The 17930-nt window shown below is 56.7% G+C and carries 13 protein-coding genes and 3 pseudogenes; 10 read left to right on the plus strand and 6 right to left on the minus strand.

All coding sequences use genetic code 11. From position 1 onward, the window contains the following. Positions 1-6: 6 nt before the first annotated feature. Positions 7-477 (minus strand): thioesterase family protein, encoded by a 471-nt coding sequence (locus HA41_RS10810; RefSeq protein WP_094120794.1) that lies wholly within the window; start codon positions 475-477, stop codon positions 7-9. Between the two features lie 192 nt (positions 478-669). Here HA41_RS10810 and pldA point away from each other — a divergent pair, with 192 nt between their 5' ends. From pldA to HA41_RS10830, 4 genes are all read left to right on the plus strand, one after another. Further along, positions 670-1548 (plus strand): phospholipase A, encoded by an 879-nt coding sequence (gene pldA, locus HA41_RS10815; RefSeq protein WP_094120795.1) that lies wholly within the window; start codon positions 670-672, stop codon positions 1546-1548. 24 nt (positions 1549-1572) lie between these two features. Next, on the plus strand, positions 1573-3402 hold the full coding sequence (gene recQ, locus HA41_RS10820) for an ATP-dependent DNA helicase RecQ (protein WP_094120796.1): 1830 nt from the start codon (positions 1573-1575) through the stop codon (positions 3400-3402). A gap of 12 nt (positions 3403-3414) precedes the next feature. Next, positions 3415-4038 carry a threonine export protein RhtC gene (rhtC, locus tag HA41_RS10825; protein ID WP_094120797.1) on the plus strand — a complete coding sequence of 208 codons (624 nt, stop codon included), beginning with the start codon at positions 3415-3417 and terminating at the stop codon, positions 4036-4038. A gap of 209 nt (positions 4039-4247) precedes the next feature. Beyond that, positions 4248-5057, plus strand: a complete 810-nt coding sequence (locus tag HA41_RS10830; protein WP_094120798.1) for a DUF1460 domain-containing protein — start codon at positions 4248-4250, stop codon at positions 5055-5057. Positions 5058-5118: 61 nt separating this feature from the next. Here HA41_RS10830 and rhtB read toward each other — a convergent pair whose 3' ends face one another. Beyond that, positions 5119-5742 carry a homoserine/homoserine lactone efflux protein gene (gene rhtB, locus HA41_RS10835; protein WP_094120799.1) on the minus strand — a complete coding sequence of 208 codons (624 nt, stop codon included), beginning with the start codon at positions 5740-5742 and terminating at the stop codon, positions 5119-5121. 112 nt (positions 5743-5854) lie between these two features. Between rhtB and pldB the strand changes: the two are divergent. Beyond that, positions 5855-6832, plus strand: a pseudogene (pldB, locus tag HA41_RS10840) (lysophospholipase L2); the annotation flags it as partial. 66 nt (positions 6833-6898) lie between these two features. After that, the gene (yigL, locus tag HA41_RS10845) at positions 6899-7699 is read left to right on the plus strand and encodes a sugar/pyridoxal phosphate phosphatase YigL (protein ID WP_094120824.1); all 801 of its coding nucleotides are present in this window, start codon (positions 6899-6901) and stop codon (positions 7697-7699) included. 50 nt (positions 7700-7749) lie between these two features. On the opposite strand, the gene glpT is transcribed toward yigL, so the two are convergent. Further along, a complete protein-coding gene (glpT, locus tag HA41_RS10850; RefSeq protein WP_094120800.1) occupies positions 7750-9090 on the minus strand; it encodes a glycerol-3-phosphate transporter in 1341 nt (446 codons plus the stop codon). A gap of 374 nt (positions 9091-9464) precedes the next feature. Between glpT and HA41_RS10855 the strand changes: the two genes are divergently transcribed. Next, a complete protein-coding gene (locus HA41_RS10855; RefSeq protein WP_094120801.1) occupies positions 9465-10328 on the plus strand; it encodes a carboxylate/amino acid/amine transporter in 864 nt (287 codons plus the stop codon). Positions 10329-10657: 329 nt separating this feature from the next. Here HA41_RS10855 and HA41_RS10860 read toward each other — a convergent pair whose 3' ends face one another. Both HA41_RS10860 and metR read right to left on the minus strand, forming a co-directional pair. Beyond that, the gene (locus HA41_RS10860) at positions 10658-11137 is read right to left on the minus strand and encodes a YehS family protein (RefSeq protein ID WP_094120802.1); all 480 of its coding nucleotides are present in this window, start codon (positions 11135-11137) and stop codon (positions 10658-10660) included. Between the two features lie 83 nt (positions 11138-11220). Next, complete coding sequence (gene metR / locus HA41_RS10865) at positions 11221-12147, minus strand: HTH-type transcriptional regulator MetR (protein WP_094120803.1); 927 nt, start codon at positions 12145-12147, stop codon at positions 11221-11223. Positions 12148-12285: 138 nt separating this feature from the next. Between metR and metE the strand changes: the two are divergent. Continuing rightward, positions 12286-14555, plus strand: a pseudogene (gene metE, locus HA41_RS10870) (5-methyltetrahydropteroyltriglutamate--homocysteine S-methyltransferase). Between the two features lie 61 nt (positions 14556-14616). On the opposite strand, the gene HA41_RS10875 reads toward metE, so the two are convergent. Continuing rightward, a complete protein-coding gene (locus tag HA41_RS10875; protein ID WP_094120804.1) occupies positions 14617-15450 on the minus strand; it encodes a dienelactone hydrolase family protein in 834 nt (277 codons plus the stop codon). A gap of 302 nt (positions 15451-15752) precedes the next feature. On the opposite strand from HA41_RS10875, the gene udp reads away from it, so the two are divergent. Together udp and HA41_RS10885 are read left to right on the plus strand one after the other, a co-directional pair. Then, positions 15753-16514 carry a uridine phosphorylase gene (gene udp, locus HA41_RS10880; RefSeq protein ID WP_094120805.1) on the plus strand — a complete coding sequence of 254 codons (762 nt, stop codon included), beginning with the start codon at positions 15753-15755 and terminating at the stop codon, positions 16512-16514. A gap of 98 nt (positions 16515-16612) precedes the next feature. After that, positions 16613-17880, plus strand: a pseudogene (locus HA41_RS10885) (tetratricopeptide repeat protein). The last annotated feature ends 50 nt before the right edge of the window (positions 17881-17930 follow it).

A 17930-nucleotide genomic window follows, 5' to 3' on the forward strand; every position in this document is an offset into this window, starting at 1 on the left:
GCGAAATTAGCCGATCAGATAAGTGGCGGTTGCCGTAGCGATATAATCACCCTGCTGGTTGTGTAATTCGACGCGGGCCACAGCGACTTTGTTACCGGCACGCAGCAGACTGCTGGTGGCGGTAAAGCGTTCGCCGCGTCCCGGACGCAAATAGTCAACGCGCATATCGATGGTGCCCATGCGGGAGAGACGCTGACGCAGCTCCTCTTCGCTGATGCTCTGCTGGCGGGTCAGGGCATTGCTGACGCACACCATGCCCGCCGCGACGTCCAGCACGGAGGCGATCACTCCGCCATGCAGAATCTGCTGGGCAGTGTTGCCGACCAGCATGGTTTTATTGGCGAAACTGATTTCGGCATAGTCGGCATCCAGCCGCGTCAGCTCCAGACCTAACGCCTGATTAAACGGCATGTGATAAACGAAAATTTCGCCAACCAGACGGCGAGCATCCTGCTGCGTCAGCACGAGTGATGACATGATGAAGTGTCCTGAAAATTCGGGCCAGAGGGCGCGTAATGTTAATGAGATGTGTATTCTATGCCGCGCGCGAGGGGGTTTCCAGTTTAAGAAATCAGCTCTCATCTTCACTGCCATTTGTGTGTAGAATGGCCTGCTTTTTAATACACCCTTTCGGTACTTTTTACTACGCAGCGCTCACCGGAGAATTTTATGCGTAAGCATCGCGCCTTGCTGGCGGCTATGGTATTACTTCCTGCACTGGCGCAGGCGGACGAAGCTCAGGTTAAAGAGGTTCATGACGCGCCGCAGGTACGTGGCAGCATCATCGCTAACCTGCTGGAGAAGCATGATAATCCCTTTGTTCTCTATCCTTACGAGAACAACTATCTTCTCTATACCTATACCAGCGATCTTAATAAAGAGGCGATCTCCTCCTATAACTGGGCTGAAAATGCCCGTAAGGATGAGGTAAAATTTCAGCTCAGCCTGGCGTTCCCGCTGTGGCGCGGTATCCTGGGCGATAATTCGGTGCTGGCTGCCTCGTATACGCAGCGTTCCTGGTGGCAGTTGTCGAATCGCGGTGAGTCATCCCCGTTTCGTGAAACCAACTATGAGCCGCAGATTTTCCTTGGCTGGGCGACCGATTACTCGTTCGCGGGCTGGACCCTGCGTGATATTGAAGTGGGTCTGAACCATGAATCCAATGGCCGTAGCGACCCCACTTCACGTAGCTGGAACCGCGTCTACACGCGTCTGATGGCGCAGAACGGCAACTTCATGGCGGAAATCAAACCCTGGTACCGCATTCCGGAAGGGGAAAGCAGCGATGATAATCCCGATATCACTAAATATATGGGTTACTACCGCGCCAAATTGGGTTATATGGTCGGCGATAGCATCTTCAGTGTGGAAGGCAACTATAACTGGAACAGTGGTTATGGCGGCGCGACTTTTGCCTGGAGCTATCCGATCTCGGAACATGTTCGCTTCTATACGCAGGTATTTAGCGGCTATGGCGAATCGCTGATCGATTACGACCATCGTCAGACCCGTCTGGGTGTCGGCGTAACGCTGAACGATTTGTTCTAATCATTTACGTAAGACAGGAATAGCGTGGCAACCTCGGCAGTCCTTAATCAGGAAGCGCTGGCGCAGCAGGTATTGCAGGATACCTTCGGCTATCAGCAGTTTCGTCCCGGTCAACAGACAATCATTAACCAGGCGCTGAGCGGGCGCGACTGTCTGGTGGTGATGCCGACCGGCGGCGGTAAATCACTCTGCTATCAGATCCCGGCGCTGGTACGCGACGGGCTGACGCTGGTGGTTTCGCCGCTGATCTCGCTGATGAAAGATCAGGTGGATCAACTGCTGGCCAACGGCGTGGCGGCGGCCTACCTCAATTCCACCATGACGCGTGAGCAGCAGCAGACGGTGATGGCGGATTGCCGCACCGGTCGGGTTAAGCTGCTCTATATCGCGCCAGAACGCCTGATGATGGATAACTTCCTCGAAAATCTGGCGCACTGGCAGCCGGCCATGCTGGCGGTGGACGAAGCGCACTGTATTTCCCAGTGGGGCCACGATTTCCGTCCGGAGTATGGCGCGCTGGGGCGGATGCGTCAGCGCTTCCCGGACCTGCCAGTCATGGCGCTGACCGCTACCGCCGACGAAACCACCCGCAACGATATCGTCAACCTGCTGCATATGCAGGACCCGTTGATTCAGATCAGCAGTTTTGACCGCCCCAATATTCGCTATACGCTGGTCGAGAAATTCAAACCTACCGAGCAGTTGCTGCGCTACGTGCAGGATCAGCGCGGTAAGTGCGGCATCATTTACTGCAATAGCCGGGCGAAGGTCGAAGACACCGCCGCACGACTGCAAAGCCGTGGATTGAGCGTCGGTGCCTACCATGCCGGGATCGACAGCGAACAGCGCGCCCGGGTGCAGGAGGCTTTTCAGCGCGACGATCTGCAAATCGTGGTCGCCACGGTGGCATTCGGGATGGGCATCAACAAGCCCAACGTCCGCTTCGTGGTGCATTTCGATATTCCGCGCAACATCGAATCCTACTATCAGGAAACCGGGCGAGCAGGGCGTGATGGCCTGCCTGCCGAGGCGATGATGCTCTACGATCCGGCGGATATGGCGTGGCTGCGCAAATGTCTCGAAGAGAAAGCGCCAGGTCCGCTGCAGGACATTGAGCGTCATAAGCTCAACGCGATGGGGGCTTTTGCGGAAGCGCAGACCTGTCGCCGCCTGGTGCTGCTCAATTATTTTGGTGAAGGCCGGCAGCAGCCGTGCGGAAACTGCGATATCTGTCTCGATCCGCCCAAGCGCTACGACGGTCTGGTTGAGGCGCAGAAAGCGCTCTCCGGTATCTATCGCGTCGGCCAGCGTTTTGGCATGGGCTATATTGTCGAAGTGCTGCGTGGGGCCAATAACCAGCGCATTCGCGAGCTTGGGCACGACAAACTGCCGATTTACGGGCTGGGCAAAGATCAGAGCCATGAGCACTGGGTCAGCGTGTTACGTCAGCTGATTCATCTGGGACTGGTCACGCAAAACATCGCTATGCACTCGGCGCTGCAGCTGACCGAAGCGGCGCGACCGGTATTGCGTGGCGAAGTGCCGCTGATGCTGGCGGTGCCGCGTTTGATTACCGCTAAGCCAAAGAGCAGCAGTCCGGCGAAATTTTACGGCGGCAACTACGATCGCAAACTGTTCGCCAAGCTGCGTAAGCTGCGCAAAGCGATTGCGGATGAAGAGAATATTCCGCCATACGTGGTGTTCAATGACGCCACGCTGATCGAAATGGCCGAGCAGATGCCGGTCAGCGCCTCAGAGATGCTCAGCGTCAATGGCGTCGGCCACCGTAAACTGGAGCGCTTTGGTAAACCTTTCCTGGTGATGATTAAAGAGCATCTTGATGATGAAGAGTAAAGGATACTGCATATGCTGATGTTATTCGCTACCGTAGCGCTGGTCCATCTGGTGGCACTGATGAGCCCCGGCCCCGATTTCTTTTTCGTTTCGCAAACTGCCGCCAGCCGTTCCCGCAAAGAGGCGATGATGGGGGTACTGGGTATTACGCTCGGCATTGTGGTCTGGGCGGGTGTGGCGCTGATGGGCCTGCATCTGATTCTGGAGAAAATGGCCTGGCTGCATCAGATCATCATGGTCGGTGGCGGCCTTTATCTGCTGTGGATGGGCTGGCAGCTGATGTGTTCAGCGCGTCAGCGTCACAAACAGCCGCAGCAGGACGAGCCGGTGGTTGAGCTGCCGAAACGTGGCATGAGCTTTATCAAAGGGCTGCTGACCAACCTGTCGAATCCGAAAGCGATCATCTACTTTGGCAGCGTATTTTCCCTGTTTGTCGGTGACGATGTCGGTGCGGCTGAGCGCTGGGGGCTGTTTTTACTGATTATCGGTGAGACCTTTGCCTGGTTCGCGCTGGTTGCCGCTATCTTCGCGATGCCGTGGATGCGCAATAAATATCAGCGGTTAGCCAAGTGGGTGGATGGCTTGGCAGGCGTGCTGTTTGCCGGCTTTGGTATTCATCTGATTATCTCCCGTTAAGCCCTGTTTCATTCCGTTATGCCGGAGTGCGCCTGGCGCATCCGGCATAAGCTGCACGTCTTATCCCGCTGTCATTTCATCTGACTGACGGCTGTCACACCCGGCGCATGCCGCTGGAACCGCAGATAAATATTCACCATTCGTTAATTTAAGAAATCCTCACCTCCGGTAAGGTCGTATCGACGGACTATTTTTTCATGGAGAGGATGATGAGAGTGAACACCGCATTACTGCTGGTAGTGACGGCCTGTCTCAGCGCCTGCGCCTCGCACGATGCTGCCGATTACCGCACCTCTGAACCGGTTAAAGTGGATAACGTGTCGGTTATCCTGGCGCAGGGAGATCCTGCATCAGGTCAGCCGCAGGGTGAATGGATTAGCCAGATCTCTGCAGCTTTTCGCAGTACCCCCTATCAGGCGAATACGCTGCCAGTCTCACCCGATACCCCTGAAGCGCTGGTGATCAATTTCAATGGTGTGGATTGTTTCACGCTGCTGGATTACGTGCAGGCGCTGAGCCGCAGCCACGATCGCGCCAGCTTTGAGGCTAACCTGATTCGAACCCGCTACGTTGACGGTGAGGTGAGCTACCTGAAGCGCCGCCACTTTTTCTCCGACTGGTTCGCTGACAGTCCGCGCAATGCCAATGACATCACCCGCACCCTCAGCCCACAGGCGGTGACGGTAGTGAAGCAACTCAATCGTCAGGCCAACGGAACAGAACGGGTACCGGGCCTGGGTGTAATTTCACGCCACATTACCTACATCCCGGCCCGGGCGATCACACCTCAGGTGCTGGAGCAGATCCAAACCGGCGATTATGTGGGCGTTTACGCCACCCGTCAGGGGCTGGATGTCTCCCATGTGGGGATTGCTGTCCGGCATGATGGCCAGTTGTGGTTCAGGAACGCCTCCTCACTGGCCGCCAATCGCAAAGTTGTCGATGCGCCATTCAGGGAATATATGCGTTCAAAACCGGGCATGATGGTATTGCGTGCGGTGCCACTGACAGCGCCGTAGCGGAGAAGGGGAAGAAGGGATAATCTTTCGCGCCGACCTTAGTGCGTCGGCGCGTCAGGGATTAAGCGATTTTTCTGGCGCTGGCCAGCAGCGCACCCACCGCCATAAACAGCCCGCCAAAAATACGGTTCATCAGCTTCATCTGCTTCGGCCCTTTGATCCAGCCTGCAATGCGCGTCGCTAACGTGGCGTAACCAATCATCACGATAATATCGACCACCACAGTGGTGACGCCCAGTACCAGGTACTGCATCAGCAGCGGCTGGTGTGGCTGGATAAACTGCGGAAACAGCGCGGCAAGAAAGACAATACTTTTCGGGTTGGTCAGGTTGACCAGCACCGCGCGCTTAAACAGGCGACGGCGTGGCATCGCTTTAGCCACTGCATCGAGATCGATACCGCCCGCTGACCGCCATTGCTGAATACCGAGCCACACCAGATAGGCGGCACCGGCCCATTTCAGAATTTCAAACGCCAGCAGTGACTGGGAAAACAGCGCACCCAGACCGATACCTACCAGCACGATGTGCAGCGCCAGTCCCACCTGCAAACCGGAGATAGACGCCACCGTGCCGCGATAACCGTGGCTGATGCCGGTACTCATAGTGTTGATGGCGCCGGAACCGGGTGACAGGCTCAGGATTGTGGTGGTCAGCAGATAGGTCAGCCACCATTCGATGGTCATGGGTTGCGCTCTCTTTGGCGGCAGAATTGTGACACAATACGCCAGAAATAAGCGCGGCGCTATGGTCGACGCATTGCATTAAAGACTCTTTTTCCGGTCATCAGGGGGGCGAATGAATCAACACAAAGCCAGTTGGTTGCGACGAGAAAAAGCCTTTGCTGCCTTTGCCACCGGGCCGCTGCTCGACTTCTGGCACCGTCGTGAGGAACGTGAATTTATCGGCGTCGGTAATCTCACCCTACGCTATGTGCGTTTCACCTCACCGCAACACCAGCGTGTCATTCTGATCGTGCCTGGCCGCATTGAGAGTTACATAAAATATCCTGAGCTGGCGTACGATCTGTTTCATTGTGGTTTCGACGTGGTCATTCTCGATCATCGCGGTCAGGGCCGATCCGATCGTCTGCTGGAAGATTCACACCGTGGCCATGTGGCTGAATTTACCCACTACGTCGACGATCTGGAAACGCTCTACCTGCAAGAGATTGTCAGCGGTCACTACCAGCAGCGTTACGCGCTGGCTCACTCGATGGGTGGGGCGATTTTAACGCTGTTTCTGGCGCGCCAGCCGCAGGCTTTCCATGCGGTTGCGCTGGTGGCACCGATGTTTGGCATTGCGTTGCCGTTGCCCTCTTTCCTGGCGCACCGGATCCTCGACTGGGCCGAGAAACGCCCGGCGCTGCGTGATGGTTATGCGCTGGGTACCGGTCGCTGGCGTGCGCATCCGTTTGGCATTAACCGGCTAACGCACAGCGCCGAGCGATATCGCCGCAGCCTGCGTTTTTATGCGGACGATCCAGCGATTCGCGTGGGTGGCCCGACTTATCACTGGGTGCGTGAAGGCATTCATGCGGGGCGCAACATCATCAGCCAGGCCGATAAAATCACCACGCCGCTGCTGCTGCTGCAAGCCAGTGACGATCGGGTGGTGGATAACCGCTCGCAGGATCTCTTTTGTGCTGCCATGGCGGCGGCAGGTCATCCATGCGAAGGAAATAAACCGCGCGTGATTAACGGTGCGCGTCATGAGATCCTGTTCGAAAAAGACAACATGCGCGCCGAAGCGCTTAATGCAGTGATCGATTTTTTTCATCGCATCGCTGACGTTCATTATCCGACTGGCTTCGGCCAGCAGAATCAGATACCCGAGGTTTTCATGTACCACATCGTTGCATCCGATTTGGATGGCACGCTGCTTTCTCCCGAACATCGCCTGACCCCTTTTGCACGTGAAACGCTACAACAGCTGGTCGCAAAGGATATTCATTTCGTGTTCGCCACCGGTCGCCATCATATTGATGTCGGACAGATGCGCGACAGCCTGGCTATCCCGGCGTATATGATTACGTCAAATGGCGCGCGGGTACACAACGCGCAGGGCGAGCTGGTGTTCAGCCATAATCTGGATGAAGACATCGCGAATGACCTGTTTGGTCTGCAGTATCATCACAGCGATATTCTGACTCACGTCTACCGTGATGATGAGTGGTTTGTCAGCCGTTCCCGCCCTGCTGAGCAGGATTACTTCCGTGAATCGGTATTCAACTATCAGGTCTATGAACCGGGCCTGTTGCCGACTGATAACATCAGTAAGGTCTTTTTTACCTGTGAAGATCCTGAGCATCTGATCCCGATGGAGCAGGCGATTGAAGCGCGCTGGGGCGATCGGGTCAACGTCAGTTTTTCATTGCCGACCTGCCTCGAAGTGATGGCGGGTGGCGTATCGAAAGGCCATGCGCTGGAGGCCGTGGCGAAGCAGCTGGGCCATACGCTGCATAGCTGTATTGCCTTTGGTGACGGCATGAATGATGTTGAAATGCTGAGCATGGCGGGTAAAGGATTCATCATGCACAATGCGCATCAGCGGCTGAAAGACCGGTTGCCGGAGCTGGAAGTGATCGGCTCCAATGCCGATGATGCGGTGCCACAGACGCTGCGTGCGCTCTATCTTTCCTGAGGATGCCGCGTAAAAAAAAGGGCCGGTTAACCGGCCCTTTTTAATTGCCGTCAGGCCAGTTTTTGCTTGTGTTTATGCTCGCTGACCATGGTGAGCAACAGCAGGATCACCGCCAGGACGCAGCCGACAATCATCACCAGAAAACCGCCGTCCCAGCCAAAGTAGTCAACGGTGTAACCGACAATGGCGCTGGCCGCAACCGACCCCCCCAGATAACCAAACAGGCCGGTAAAACCCGCGGCGGTGCCAGCGGCTTTCTTCGGTGCCAGCTCCAGGGCGTGCAGACCGATCAGCATCACCGGACCATAAATCAGGAAGCCAATCACGATCATACAGGCCATATCAACGCCAGGATTGCCCGCCGGATTCAGCCAGTAAATCACCGTGGCGATCGTGACCAGCGTCATAAAGAACACGCCGGTGGCCCCGCGGTTACCCCGAAACACTTTGTCCGACATCCAGCCACATAACAGCGTGCCCGGAATACCGGCATACTCATACAGGAAGTAGGCCCAGGAGGACTTATCCAGCGTAAAGTGTTTCACCTCTTTCAGATAGGTGGGCGACCAGTCGAGAATGCCGTAGCGCAGCAGATAAACAAAGACGTTCGCCAGCGCGATATACCACAGCAGTTTGTTAGGCAGTACATATTTCATGAAGATCTGCTTAGCACTTAACTCCTCTTCGTGACTGGCATCGTAGTCTGGCGGATAGTCATTTTTGTACTCTTCGATTGGCGGCAGGCCACAGGACTGGGGCGTGTCGCGCATCAGGGCAAACGCGAAGAGCGCAATCAGGATGGCACCAAAGGCAGGCATATAGAGCGCCGCTTTCCAGTCGTTGAACCACGCCATACCAAGCAGGAACAGCAGCGGTGGCAGCCCGCCGCCGACGTTATGGGCGCAGTTCCACACCGAAACAATGCCGCCGCGCTCCTTCTGTGACCACCAGTGCACCATAGTACGTCCGCACGGTGGCCAGCCCATGCCCTGGAACCAGCCACAGATAAACAGCAGCACGAACATCACCATAATGCTGGAGGTGGCCCAGGGCACGAATCCCATAAACAACATCACCGCAGCGGCCAGGATCAGTCCAGCCGGCAGGAAGACGCGCGGATTCGAGCGATCGGAAACCGAGCCCATGATGAATTTCGAGAAGCCATAGGCGATTGAAATGCCGGACAGGGCGAAACCGAGATCGCCACGCGAAAAGCCTTGCTCTACCAGATAGGGCATCGCGAGCGCGAAGTTTTTTCTGACCAGATAGTAGGCGGCATAGCCGAAAAAGATCCCGATGAAAATTTGCCAGCGCAGGCGACGGTAGAGCGGATCGACGCGATCCGCTGCCACCTGCGGCTGACGAGGTGCAGGTTTAAAAATACTCAGCATCAGTGAGGCCCTCCAGGGCACATTATGGTTTTTTACATTCCCAGCGGTGGGGTCAAAAAAAGACAAAAAGAAATGGCGACGTGATGTTCCATTTCGCGCAAAGAATAAAATTAGTGACCTGACGTTACTGTGATGCGTGACACATTTGTTACAGTTTTATTACAGCGGAGAGCGAAAGTGATCACCATATGGTTTATTTCGCGCATTTGGGGAGAAAAGTCGCCAACAGGAGAGGGGAATGTTACAGCGGCGTTGATCTGTTGCAGCGGTAGCAGTTTGTTTGCGCTAAAAGTAATCGGATGTAAACCAGATAGTACAGCCGATCGGCAGCACATTGTTTACACTGACGCTCTGTTAACTTCGGGATTGTTACCGTGTTCTTATTGATCATTACCACTATTCTGTGGGCTTTTTCGTTCAGCCTGATTGGCGAGTATCTTGCCGGCCAGGTGGACAGCTGGTTCTCTGTGCTGATGCGCCTGGCGCTGGCCGCGATAGTCTTTTTGCCTTTCCTGCGCTGGCGTGGTTACCGTCCCTCAACCCTGCTGCTCTATATGCTGGTAGGAATGTTGCAGTTAGGGGTGATGTATCTGCTGAGCTTTGAAGCCTATCTCTACCTCAGCGTGTCGGAATTCCTGCTGTTTACGGTGATGACGCCGCTCTATGTGACGCTGATCTATGACCTGATCAGCCGCCGTCCGCTGCGGATCGGCTATATCTTCAGCGCGCTGCTGGCGGTCGCCGGGGCGGCCATTATCCGCTATGACAAGGTCAGCGATAATTTCTGGGTTGGCCTGCTGCTGGTGCAGCTGGCGAATATCTGCTTTGCTGCCGGTATGGTGGGATACAAGCGTCTGCAGGAGACCCGTCCGATGCCGCAACACACCGCATTTTCCTGGTTCTATCTTGGCGCAGTAGCGATTGCGGTCATCGCCTGGTTCATCTGGGGCAATCCGCAGAAACTCCCGACCACCTCGCTGCAGTGGGGCATTCTGGTCTGGCTGGGCGTGGCCGCGTCGGGTCTCGGCTACTTTATGTGGAACTATGGCGCGACTCAGGTTGATGCCGGCACGCTGGGCATCATGAATAACATGCACGTTCCCGCTGGACTGCTGGTTAACCTGGCGATCTGGCAGGAGAAGCCGCACTGGCCGAGCTTTATCGCCGGCGCGCTGGTGATCCTCGCCTCGCTGTGGGTGCATAAGCGCTGGGTGGTGGGGCGCAGTGACCGATCATAAACAGGGCTGCAACAGGGGTGCGGCCTCCCGCACTGGCGCGTCCGATCGCGAAGGGATCTCACTTCCCTGTGCATCGGCCATCTCATCCCTGGCCAGGACGCTTCGCTCTTCTGACGCGCCAGCCCTGGAGGCGTGACAGCATCATCGCGGTTAAACCCTGGGTTCAGAGCGAACATGAAAGAGGAGAGGGCGGGCCGGGAACTCAAGCGTCCGCCCGCTTGCGGGCGAGCCTCACGGATGAGGCGAGTAAACCGGCGGCCGAGGCTCCAGGGATGCATTGACGCCGACTTTACGCAGCAGCGCTCTATTGCCGACGGGATGGCACGATATCAGGCAGGCTTCCCACTCTTCGGACGCTGAATCATCGCCAGACCTTTCAGGAAATTACGCAGAATCTGGTCGCCGCATTCACGATAATTTTTGTGGTCAGGCTTGCGGAAAATTGCACCGACTTCCGCCTGCGAAACGGTGAAACTGGCGCGTTTCAGCACCTCTGGAATATCTGTGGTTTTCAGATCAAAGGCGATGCGTAACTTCTTCATAAAGATGTTGTTATTCATCTTGCGCTCAATGGAAGGGGCTGGCATCTCTTCACTTTTGCCACGACGGTAAAAAATCAGGCCGTTGAGGAAGTAGCCCATCAGCACATCGGGGCAGGGGCGAAACGCGGCATCTTCATCTTTTTTCAGCCACGCCTGGATATCCGTCTGCGGGACTTCACACTGCGCCAGCGCAAAAATTTCCACCATTTTGGCATCGCTCAGATCGAGCATATAGCGCACGCTGCGCAGAATATCGTTGTTAGTCATGGTGAGATCTTCTCATGGTCAGTCGACAGGCTGCGCATTATAGGGGATTTTACGGTTGCTCGCGCAGGTTTGTACCTCGTGACTTACCGCTGCAATAACGCGCCAGGCTGCAGTGCATCGCGAACAAAGGGCAGATGTTCGCAGGCATGCTGGCGGGCAAAGCGGATAAAGGCTTCCAGCACCGGCTGACGCTGCTCGCCATCCCGCACCGCGGCATAAAGACGGCTCCACAGCCCGTCGCCCAGCGTTTTGGTCACCACCAGTCCCTGCTTCTCAAAACTCTCCACCACCCAGTGCGGCAGCGCTGCAATGCCCATCCGCGCCGAGACCATCTGGATCATCAGCAGGGTGTTATCGACGTTTTTCAGCGCCGGGCTGACGCCTGCCGGTTGCAGAAAGTGACGCCAGATATCGAGGCGCTGACGCTGTACCGGATAGATCATCAGCACCTCGTCGGCCAGATCCTCGGGGGCGATATGTTCAACCTGCGCCAGCGGATGATCCGGTGCCAGCACCAGACGGACTTCAAAATCAAACATTGGCGAATAGAACAGCCCGGAACGCGCCAGGATATCGGAAGTCAGCACCACATCCAGCTCGCCCTGCTGCAGTGCAGGCTGGGGATCAAAAGTGACGCCTGATTTGAAATCCATCACCACCTGCGGCCAGCTCTGACGGAAATTATCCAGCGCCGGCGTCAGCCACTGGATGCAGCTGTGGCACTCAATCGCCACCCGCAGGGTGGTCTGCTGTGGCTCATGGCAGGCCTGCAACGCCTGCTGGATCTGCGGCAGCACCTGTTCGGCCAGCTGCAGCAGAATGTCGCCCTGTGGCGTGAAGCGCAGCGGCTGACTTTTGCGCACGAACAGGCGGAATCCCAGCCGCTGTTCCAGATCGCTGAACTGGTGAGACAACGCCGATTGCGTCTGATGAAGCTGGGATGCCGCCGCCGCCAGCGAACCTGTATTACGCAGAGCCTGAAGCGTCCGCAGGTGCTTGAGTTCGATCATGAGAGTCCTTCACATCGAAAATGAACATATTGCGCTTGAGGAACATACAGTACCCGCAGATTATAGCGGTGTAAACATCTGGACGGCTAAACATCTTTGGCTGTCAGCCAAAGTGAAAGATTATCTGGAGAACAGCGAATGACAATCCTCAACCATACCCTCGGTTTTCCCCGTGTTGGCCTGCGTCGTGAACTGAAAAAAGCGCAGGAGAGCTACTGGGCCGGTAACAGCAGCCAGCAGGATTTGCAGGCGGTGGGCCGTGAGCTGCGGGCGCGTCACTGGCAGCAACAGAAAGAGGCGGGTATCGATCTGCTGCCGGTGGGTGATTTCGCCTGGTACGATCATGTGCTGACCACCAGCCTGATGCTGGGCAACGTGCCGGCGCGTCATCAGAATAAAGACGGTTCGGTTGATCTGGATACGCTGTTCCGTCTGGGCCGTGGCCGGGCACCCAGCGGTGAGCCTGCGGCGGCGGCCGAGATGACCAAATGGTTTAACACCAACTACCACTACATCGTGCCAGAGTTCACCCAGGGCCAGAGCTTCAGACTGGCCTGGACCCAGCTACTGGAAGAAGTCGACGAAGCGCTGGCGCTGGGCCACAACATCAAGCCGGTGCTGCTGGGACCGGTGACGTATCTGTGGCTGGGTAAGGTGAAAGGCGAGCCGTTTGACCGTCTGTCGCTGCTTAACGATATCCTGCCGGTCTACCAGCAGGTGCTGGCGGAACTGGCGAAACGTGACATCGAATGGGTTCAGATTGATGAACCGGCGCTGGCGCTGGAGCTGCCGCAAGCGTGGCGTGAGGCGTTCAAACCCGCCTTTGATGCGCTACAGGGGCAGAGTAAACTGCTGCTGACCACCTATTTCGACAGTATCGGACAGAACATTGAGGTGATTCGTGAACTGCCGGTGCAGGGACTGCATGTCGATCTGGTGCATGGCCGGGATGATATTCAGCAACTGAATCAGCAATTACCGGCCAGCTGGTTGCTGTCGCTGGGGGTGATCAACGGACGTAACGTCTGGCGCGCCGATTTGAGCCGCTGGTTTGCGCGTCTGCAGCCGCTGATCGCTCAGCGCGCGCAACTGTGGATTGGTTCCTCCTGTTCGCTGCTGCACAGTCCGATCGATCTGAGCGTGGAGACCCGGCTGGATGAGGAAGTAAAAAGCTGGTTCGCCTTTGCGCTGCAGAAATGCACCGAGCTTTCGCTGCTAACCCAGGCACTCAACCACAACGATGCCGTTTCACTGGAGGCCTGGAGCGCGCCGATTCGTGCCCGTGCTCACTCCAGTCGCGTGCATAACGCCGCGGTCAGTCAGCGTTTGCAGGCCATCACGCCGCAGGACAGCGAGCGTCACAGCCGCTACAGCGAGCGGGCAAAACACAGCGTCAGCGGTTTAATCTGCCTGCCTGGCCAACCACGACTATCGGTTCTTTCCCGCAGACGCCGGACATTCGCGGCCTGCGTCTCGATTTCAAACAGGGCCGCCTCGACAGTCATCATTACCGCACCGGCATCGCTGAACATATCAGACAGGCGATCACAGAGCAGGAGCGGCTGGGACTGGATGTGCTGGTGCATGGCGAAGCGGAACGCAACGATATGGTTGAATACTTCGGCGAGCATCTGGATGGGTTTGTTTTCACCCAGAATGGCTGGGTACAGAGCTATGGCTCGCGCTGCGTGAAACCGCCGGTGATCATCGGTGACGTCAGCCGGCCGGAAGCGATTACCGTTGAGTGGGCGAAGTATGCCCAGTCGCTGACCGACAAACCGGTGAAAGGGATGCTGACTGGCCCGGTGACGATTCTGTGCTGGTCTTTCCCGCGCGAAGATGTGTCGCGTGAAACCATCGCGAAACAGATTGCACTGGCGCTGCGTGATGAAGTGGCCGATCTGGAAAAAGCCGGTATTGGCATTATCCAGATTGATGAACCGGCGCTGCGCGAAGGGTTGCCACTGCATCAGTCTGACTGGGCAGCCTATCTGAGCTGGGCGGTGGAGGCTTTTCGCCTGAATGCCGCGGTGGCCCGGGATGAAACCCAGATCCACACCCATATGTGTTACTGCGAGTTTAACGACATCATGGATTCTATCGCTGCGCTGGATGCGGATGTGATTACCATTGAAACCTCGCGCTCCGACATGGATCTTCTGGCGTCGTTTGAACACTTTGACTATCCGAATGAAATCGGTCCGGGCGTCTACGATATTCATTCACCTAACGTACCGAGCGTCGAGTGGATGGAAGCGCTGTTACGCAAAGCGGCGAAGCGTATCCCGGAAGCGCGTTTGTGGGTGAATCCGGACTGCGGGCTGAAAACACGCGGCTGGACCGAGACGCGACAGGCGCTGGCAAACATGGTGACGGCGGCGAAGAAGCTGCGTGATGAAACAGCATAAAAACGGGTCAGAACGGCGAGGCTGATACGATATCGGGGCGCACAGGCGCCCCTTTTTTTGCTTATTGCGACGCGACGCCATACTGCCTGAACCAGGCCAGCATCCGCGCCCAGCCATCACTGGCTGATTCGGCATGGTAGCTCGGACGGTAGTCAGCATTAAACGCATGTCCGGCGTCGGGATAGACGATGATCTCCGCGGTGGCATTGGCAGCGTGCAGCGCCTGACGCATCTGCTCAACACTCTCCAGTGGAATCCCCTCATCCTGGCCACCGTATAAGCCTAAGACCGGGGCGCTAAGATCGACGGCGACATCGATAGGATGCTTCTGCTGCTTCATGGTGCGATCGCCGAGCAGTCGTCCATACCAGGCGACGGCCGCGCGCAGCTGCGGATTGTGTGCCGCATAGAGCCAGCTGATGCGGCCGCCCCAGCAGAACCCGGTAATACCCATGCGCCGGATATCACCGCCGTTACGCGCCGCCCAGTTGGCAGCATGATCAAGGTCGGACAGCACCTGTGTGTCGGGGACTTTGCTCACCAGCTCGCTGAACAGGGTTGGAATATCGTGGTAATCGTTGGGATCGCCTTCGCGGAAGTAGAGTTCCGGGGCGATAGCCAGATAGCCTTCCAGCGCCAGACGGCGGCAGATATCACGGATGTGCTCATGTACGCCAAATATCTCCTGCACCACCAGCACCACCGGCAGCGGACCTTCGGCGGATTTCGGTCTGGCATAAAAGGCGGGCATGTTTTCGCCCTGGCTTGGCACTGAGGTCTCACCGGCGTGAATCGCCGGACTGTCGGTAATAATGGTGGTGGAAGCGGTGGGCAGAACGGCAGGCGCAAAGGTCCCTGCCGCGGCTTTTTGTGTCATATTATCACTGGTTTTCATTATTCTCTCCGTGCAAGCAATGGCGCAATCACGTAACTATAGCCTGGCTGGATACCGTGCGAGCCAGGCGTCGGGTAACAGAGTCAGCAGCGGACAATACCATCCACCTCTTTAACATTGTGATGATGTCGACACAGCCCCGACGAACGCAATGTCAGCGAAACCGATATGATATTGTGATAAGCATCACATTGTTTTTAGTGATAAATGTAACTTTCATTTTCTTCGGTGAATGCTGTCACATATTTATTGGGCGCGCTGACGTAGAGTGACGCGCTATCTTCCCTTAACAGGAGTCTGAAATGACACAGTCTGACGTTTTCCATCTGGGCCTGACGAAAGCCGATCTGCAGGGCGCCACCCTGGCGATTGTACCCGGCGATCCGGAGCGCGTGAAGAAGATTGCCGGACTGATGGAGGATGCCACGCATCTGGCCTCACACCGCGAATTTACCAGCTGGCTGGCTAAACTGGACGGCAAACCGGTGGTGGTCTGCTCAACCGGCATCGGCGGGCCTTCAACCTCTATTGCGGTTGAAGAGCTGGCGCAGCTTGGCGTACGCACCTTCCTGCGCGTGGGCACCACCGGCGCTATCCAGCCACACATCAATGTCGGTGATGTGCTGGTAACCACCGGGTCAGTGCGTCTCGATGGCGCCAGCCTGCATTTCGCGCCGATGGAGTTCCCGGCCGTGGCCGACTTTGCCTGTACCACGGCACTGGTAGCGGCGGCAGAAGCCTGCGGCGCGAAGACCCATATCGGCATCACCGCCTCCTCTGACACCTTCTATCCGGGCCAGGAACGCTATGATACCGTCTCTGGCCGCGTAGTCAGTCGCTTCAAGGGATCAATGAAAGAGTGGCAGGAGATGGGCGTCCTCAACTATGAGATGGAATCCGCTACACTGTTAACCATGTGCGCCAGCCAGGGGCTGCGAGCTGGCATGGTGGCGGGCGTGATCGTTAACCGTACCCAGAAAGAGATCCCGGATGCGGTGACGATGAAACAGACCGAAAGCGATGCGGTAAAAATTGTGGTTGAAGCGGCCCGCCGCTTGTTATAACCCTTACTGTCAGGCAGCAGGTTAACGGGCCAGACATAAGGCCTGCCTGCTGCCGGATAGCTCCGGCGCAGCCTTTCAACGGAATCTGAGAGTGCCCGATGCGCAAGACTATTCCCGTTCGTCGTCCCGCCGTTAACCTGAATCCCGTTGCGCTCAATGCCCGTCTTGAGAGCAGTGCCGCACAGTTTCGCGCCGCCATGCAGCAGGGCGATTATGCGCAGGCTGCCCGCTACTGCGAAGAGGTGCTGCGCTATCAGCCCCATCAGATGCAGGTACTGAGCGACTACGCGCTCTGTCTGATGCGTCTCGGTCAGCATCACAAAGCCTACAAAACCTACCAGAAAATTTATCAGTCACCGCCGGCGGTGCGCACCAGCGCGTCAGACACCTGGCTGGATGGCCTGACAGAAGTGTGTGGCTGGCTGGATAAGCAGGATGAGGTGGCGCGTTACGGCCTGGAATCGTTGCAGCAAGCGGACGCCCGTTTTCGGCAGGGCACGCGGGTTGCGTTTCCCGCTGCGCAGCCCGAGCCGATCGACCTCAGCCAGCCGCAGCAGAATGTGATCGCCTTCAGCCTGTACGGCGACCAGCCGCGCTACTGCGAGACCCTGATCAAAAACGTGGAGGTGACGCCCGAGCTTTATCCGGGCTGGCTGTGTCGCATCTATCTGGATGACAGCGTGCCACAGCATGTCTGGCAACGGCTCGATCAACCGCACGTTCAACGGGTCGATATGTCCCGGGAAAAAACGCTGTTCCCGACGCTGTGGCGCTTTCTGGTGATGGACGATCCCGGCGTGAAACGCTTTATCGTCCGCGATGCCGACTCGTTGCTCTCCGAGCGTGAGGTGGCGGCGGTCAATGCCTGGCTGGCATCGCCTTACTGGTTCCATCATATGCGTGACTACTTCTCCCATACCGAGCTGCTGCTGGCAGGCATGTGGGGCGGCTGTCACGGTGTTTTTCTGCAGGTCGAACAGACAATGCGCGAATTTATTGCGCAATACCGCGGTAGCGAACGCTTTACCGATCAGTTTTTTCTCAAGACGGCGCTGTGGCCAACGGTGCGTGAAAGTGTTCTTAACCATGATGAACTGTTTCATTTTCATCAGGCGCAGCGTGGCCAGCACATCCACCGGTGCGCTGGCAGATGCCGCGATTTCACGTCGGCAGCAATGTTGGCTTTGCCAGCCTGACCGGCCCATCCCATGCCGCCAACGGTGCCCGTCAGCATATAGAAATTAGCGGTGACGGCAAAAGCTGGCACTACCCGGCCCAGGTAAAAAACGGTCAATGGCTGCTGCCCATGCCCTATTTCCTGATTGAGGAGTGGCAGGCCGGAAAGCTGTCGGTGACCGTGCGGTAAGTGTTTGAGTGCCGGTAAATATATCTGGACATTCATACAGTGCGACTCTA

Origin of the sequence: Pantoea conspicua, from assembly GCF_002095315.1 — a bacterium.
GTDB classification, from domain to species: Bacteria; Pseudomonadota; Gammaproteobacteria; order Enterobacterales; family Enterobacteriaceae; genus Pantoea; species Pantoea conspicua.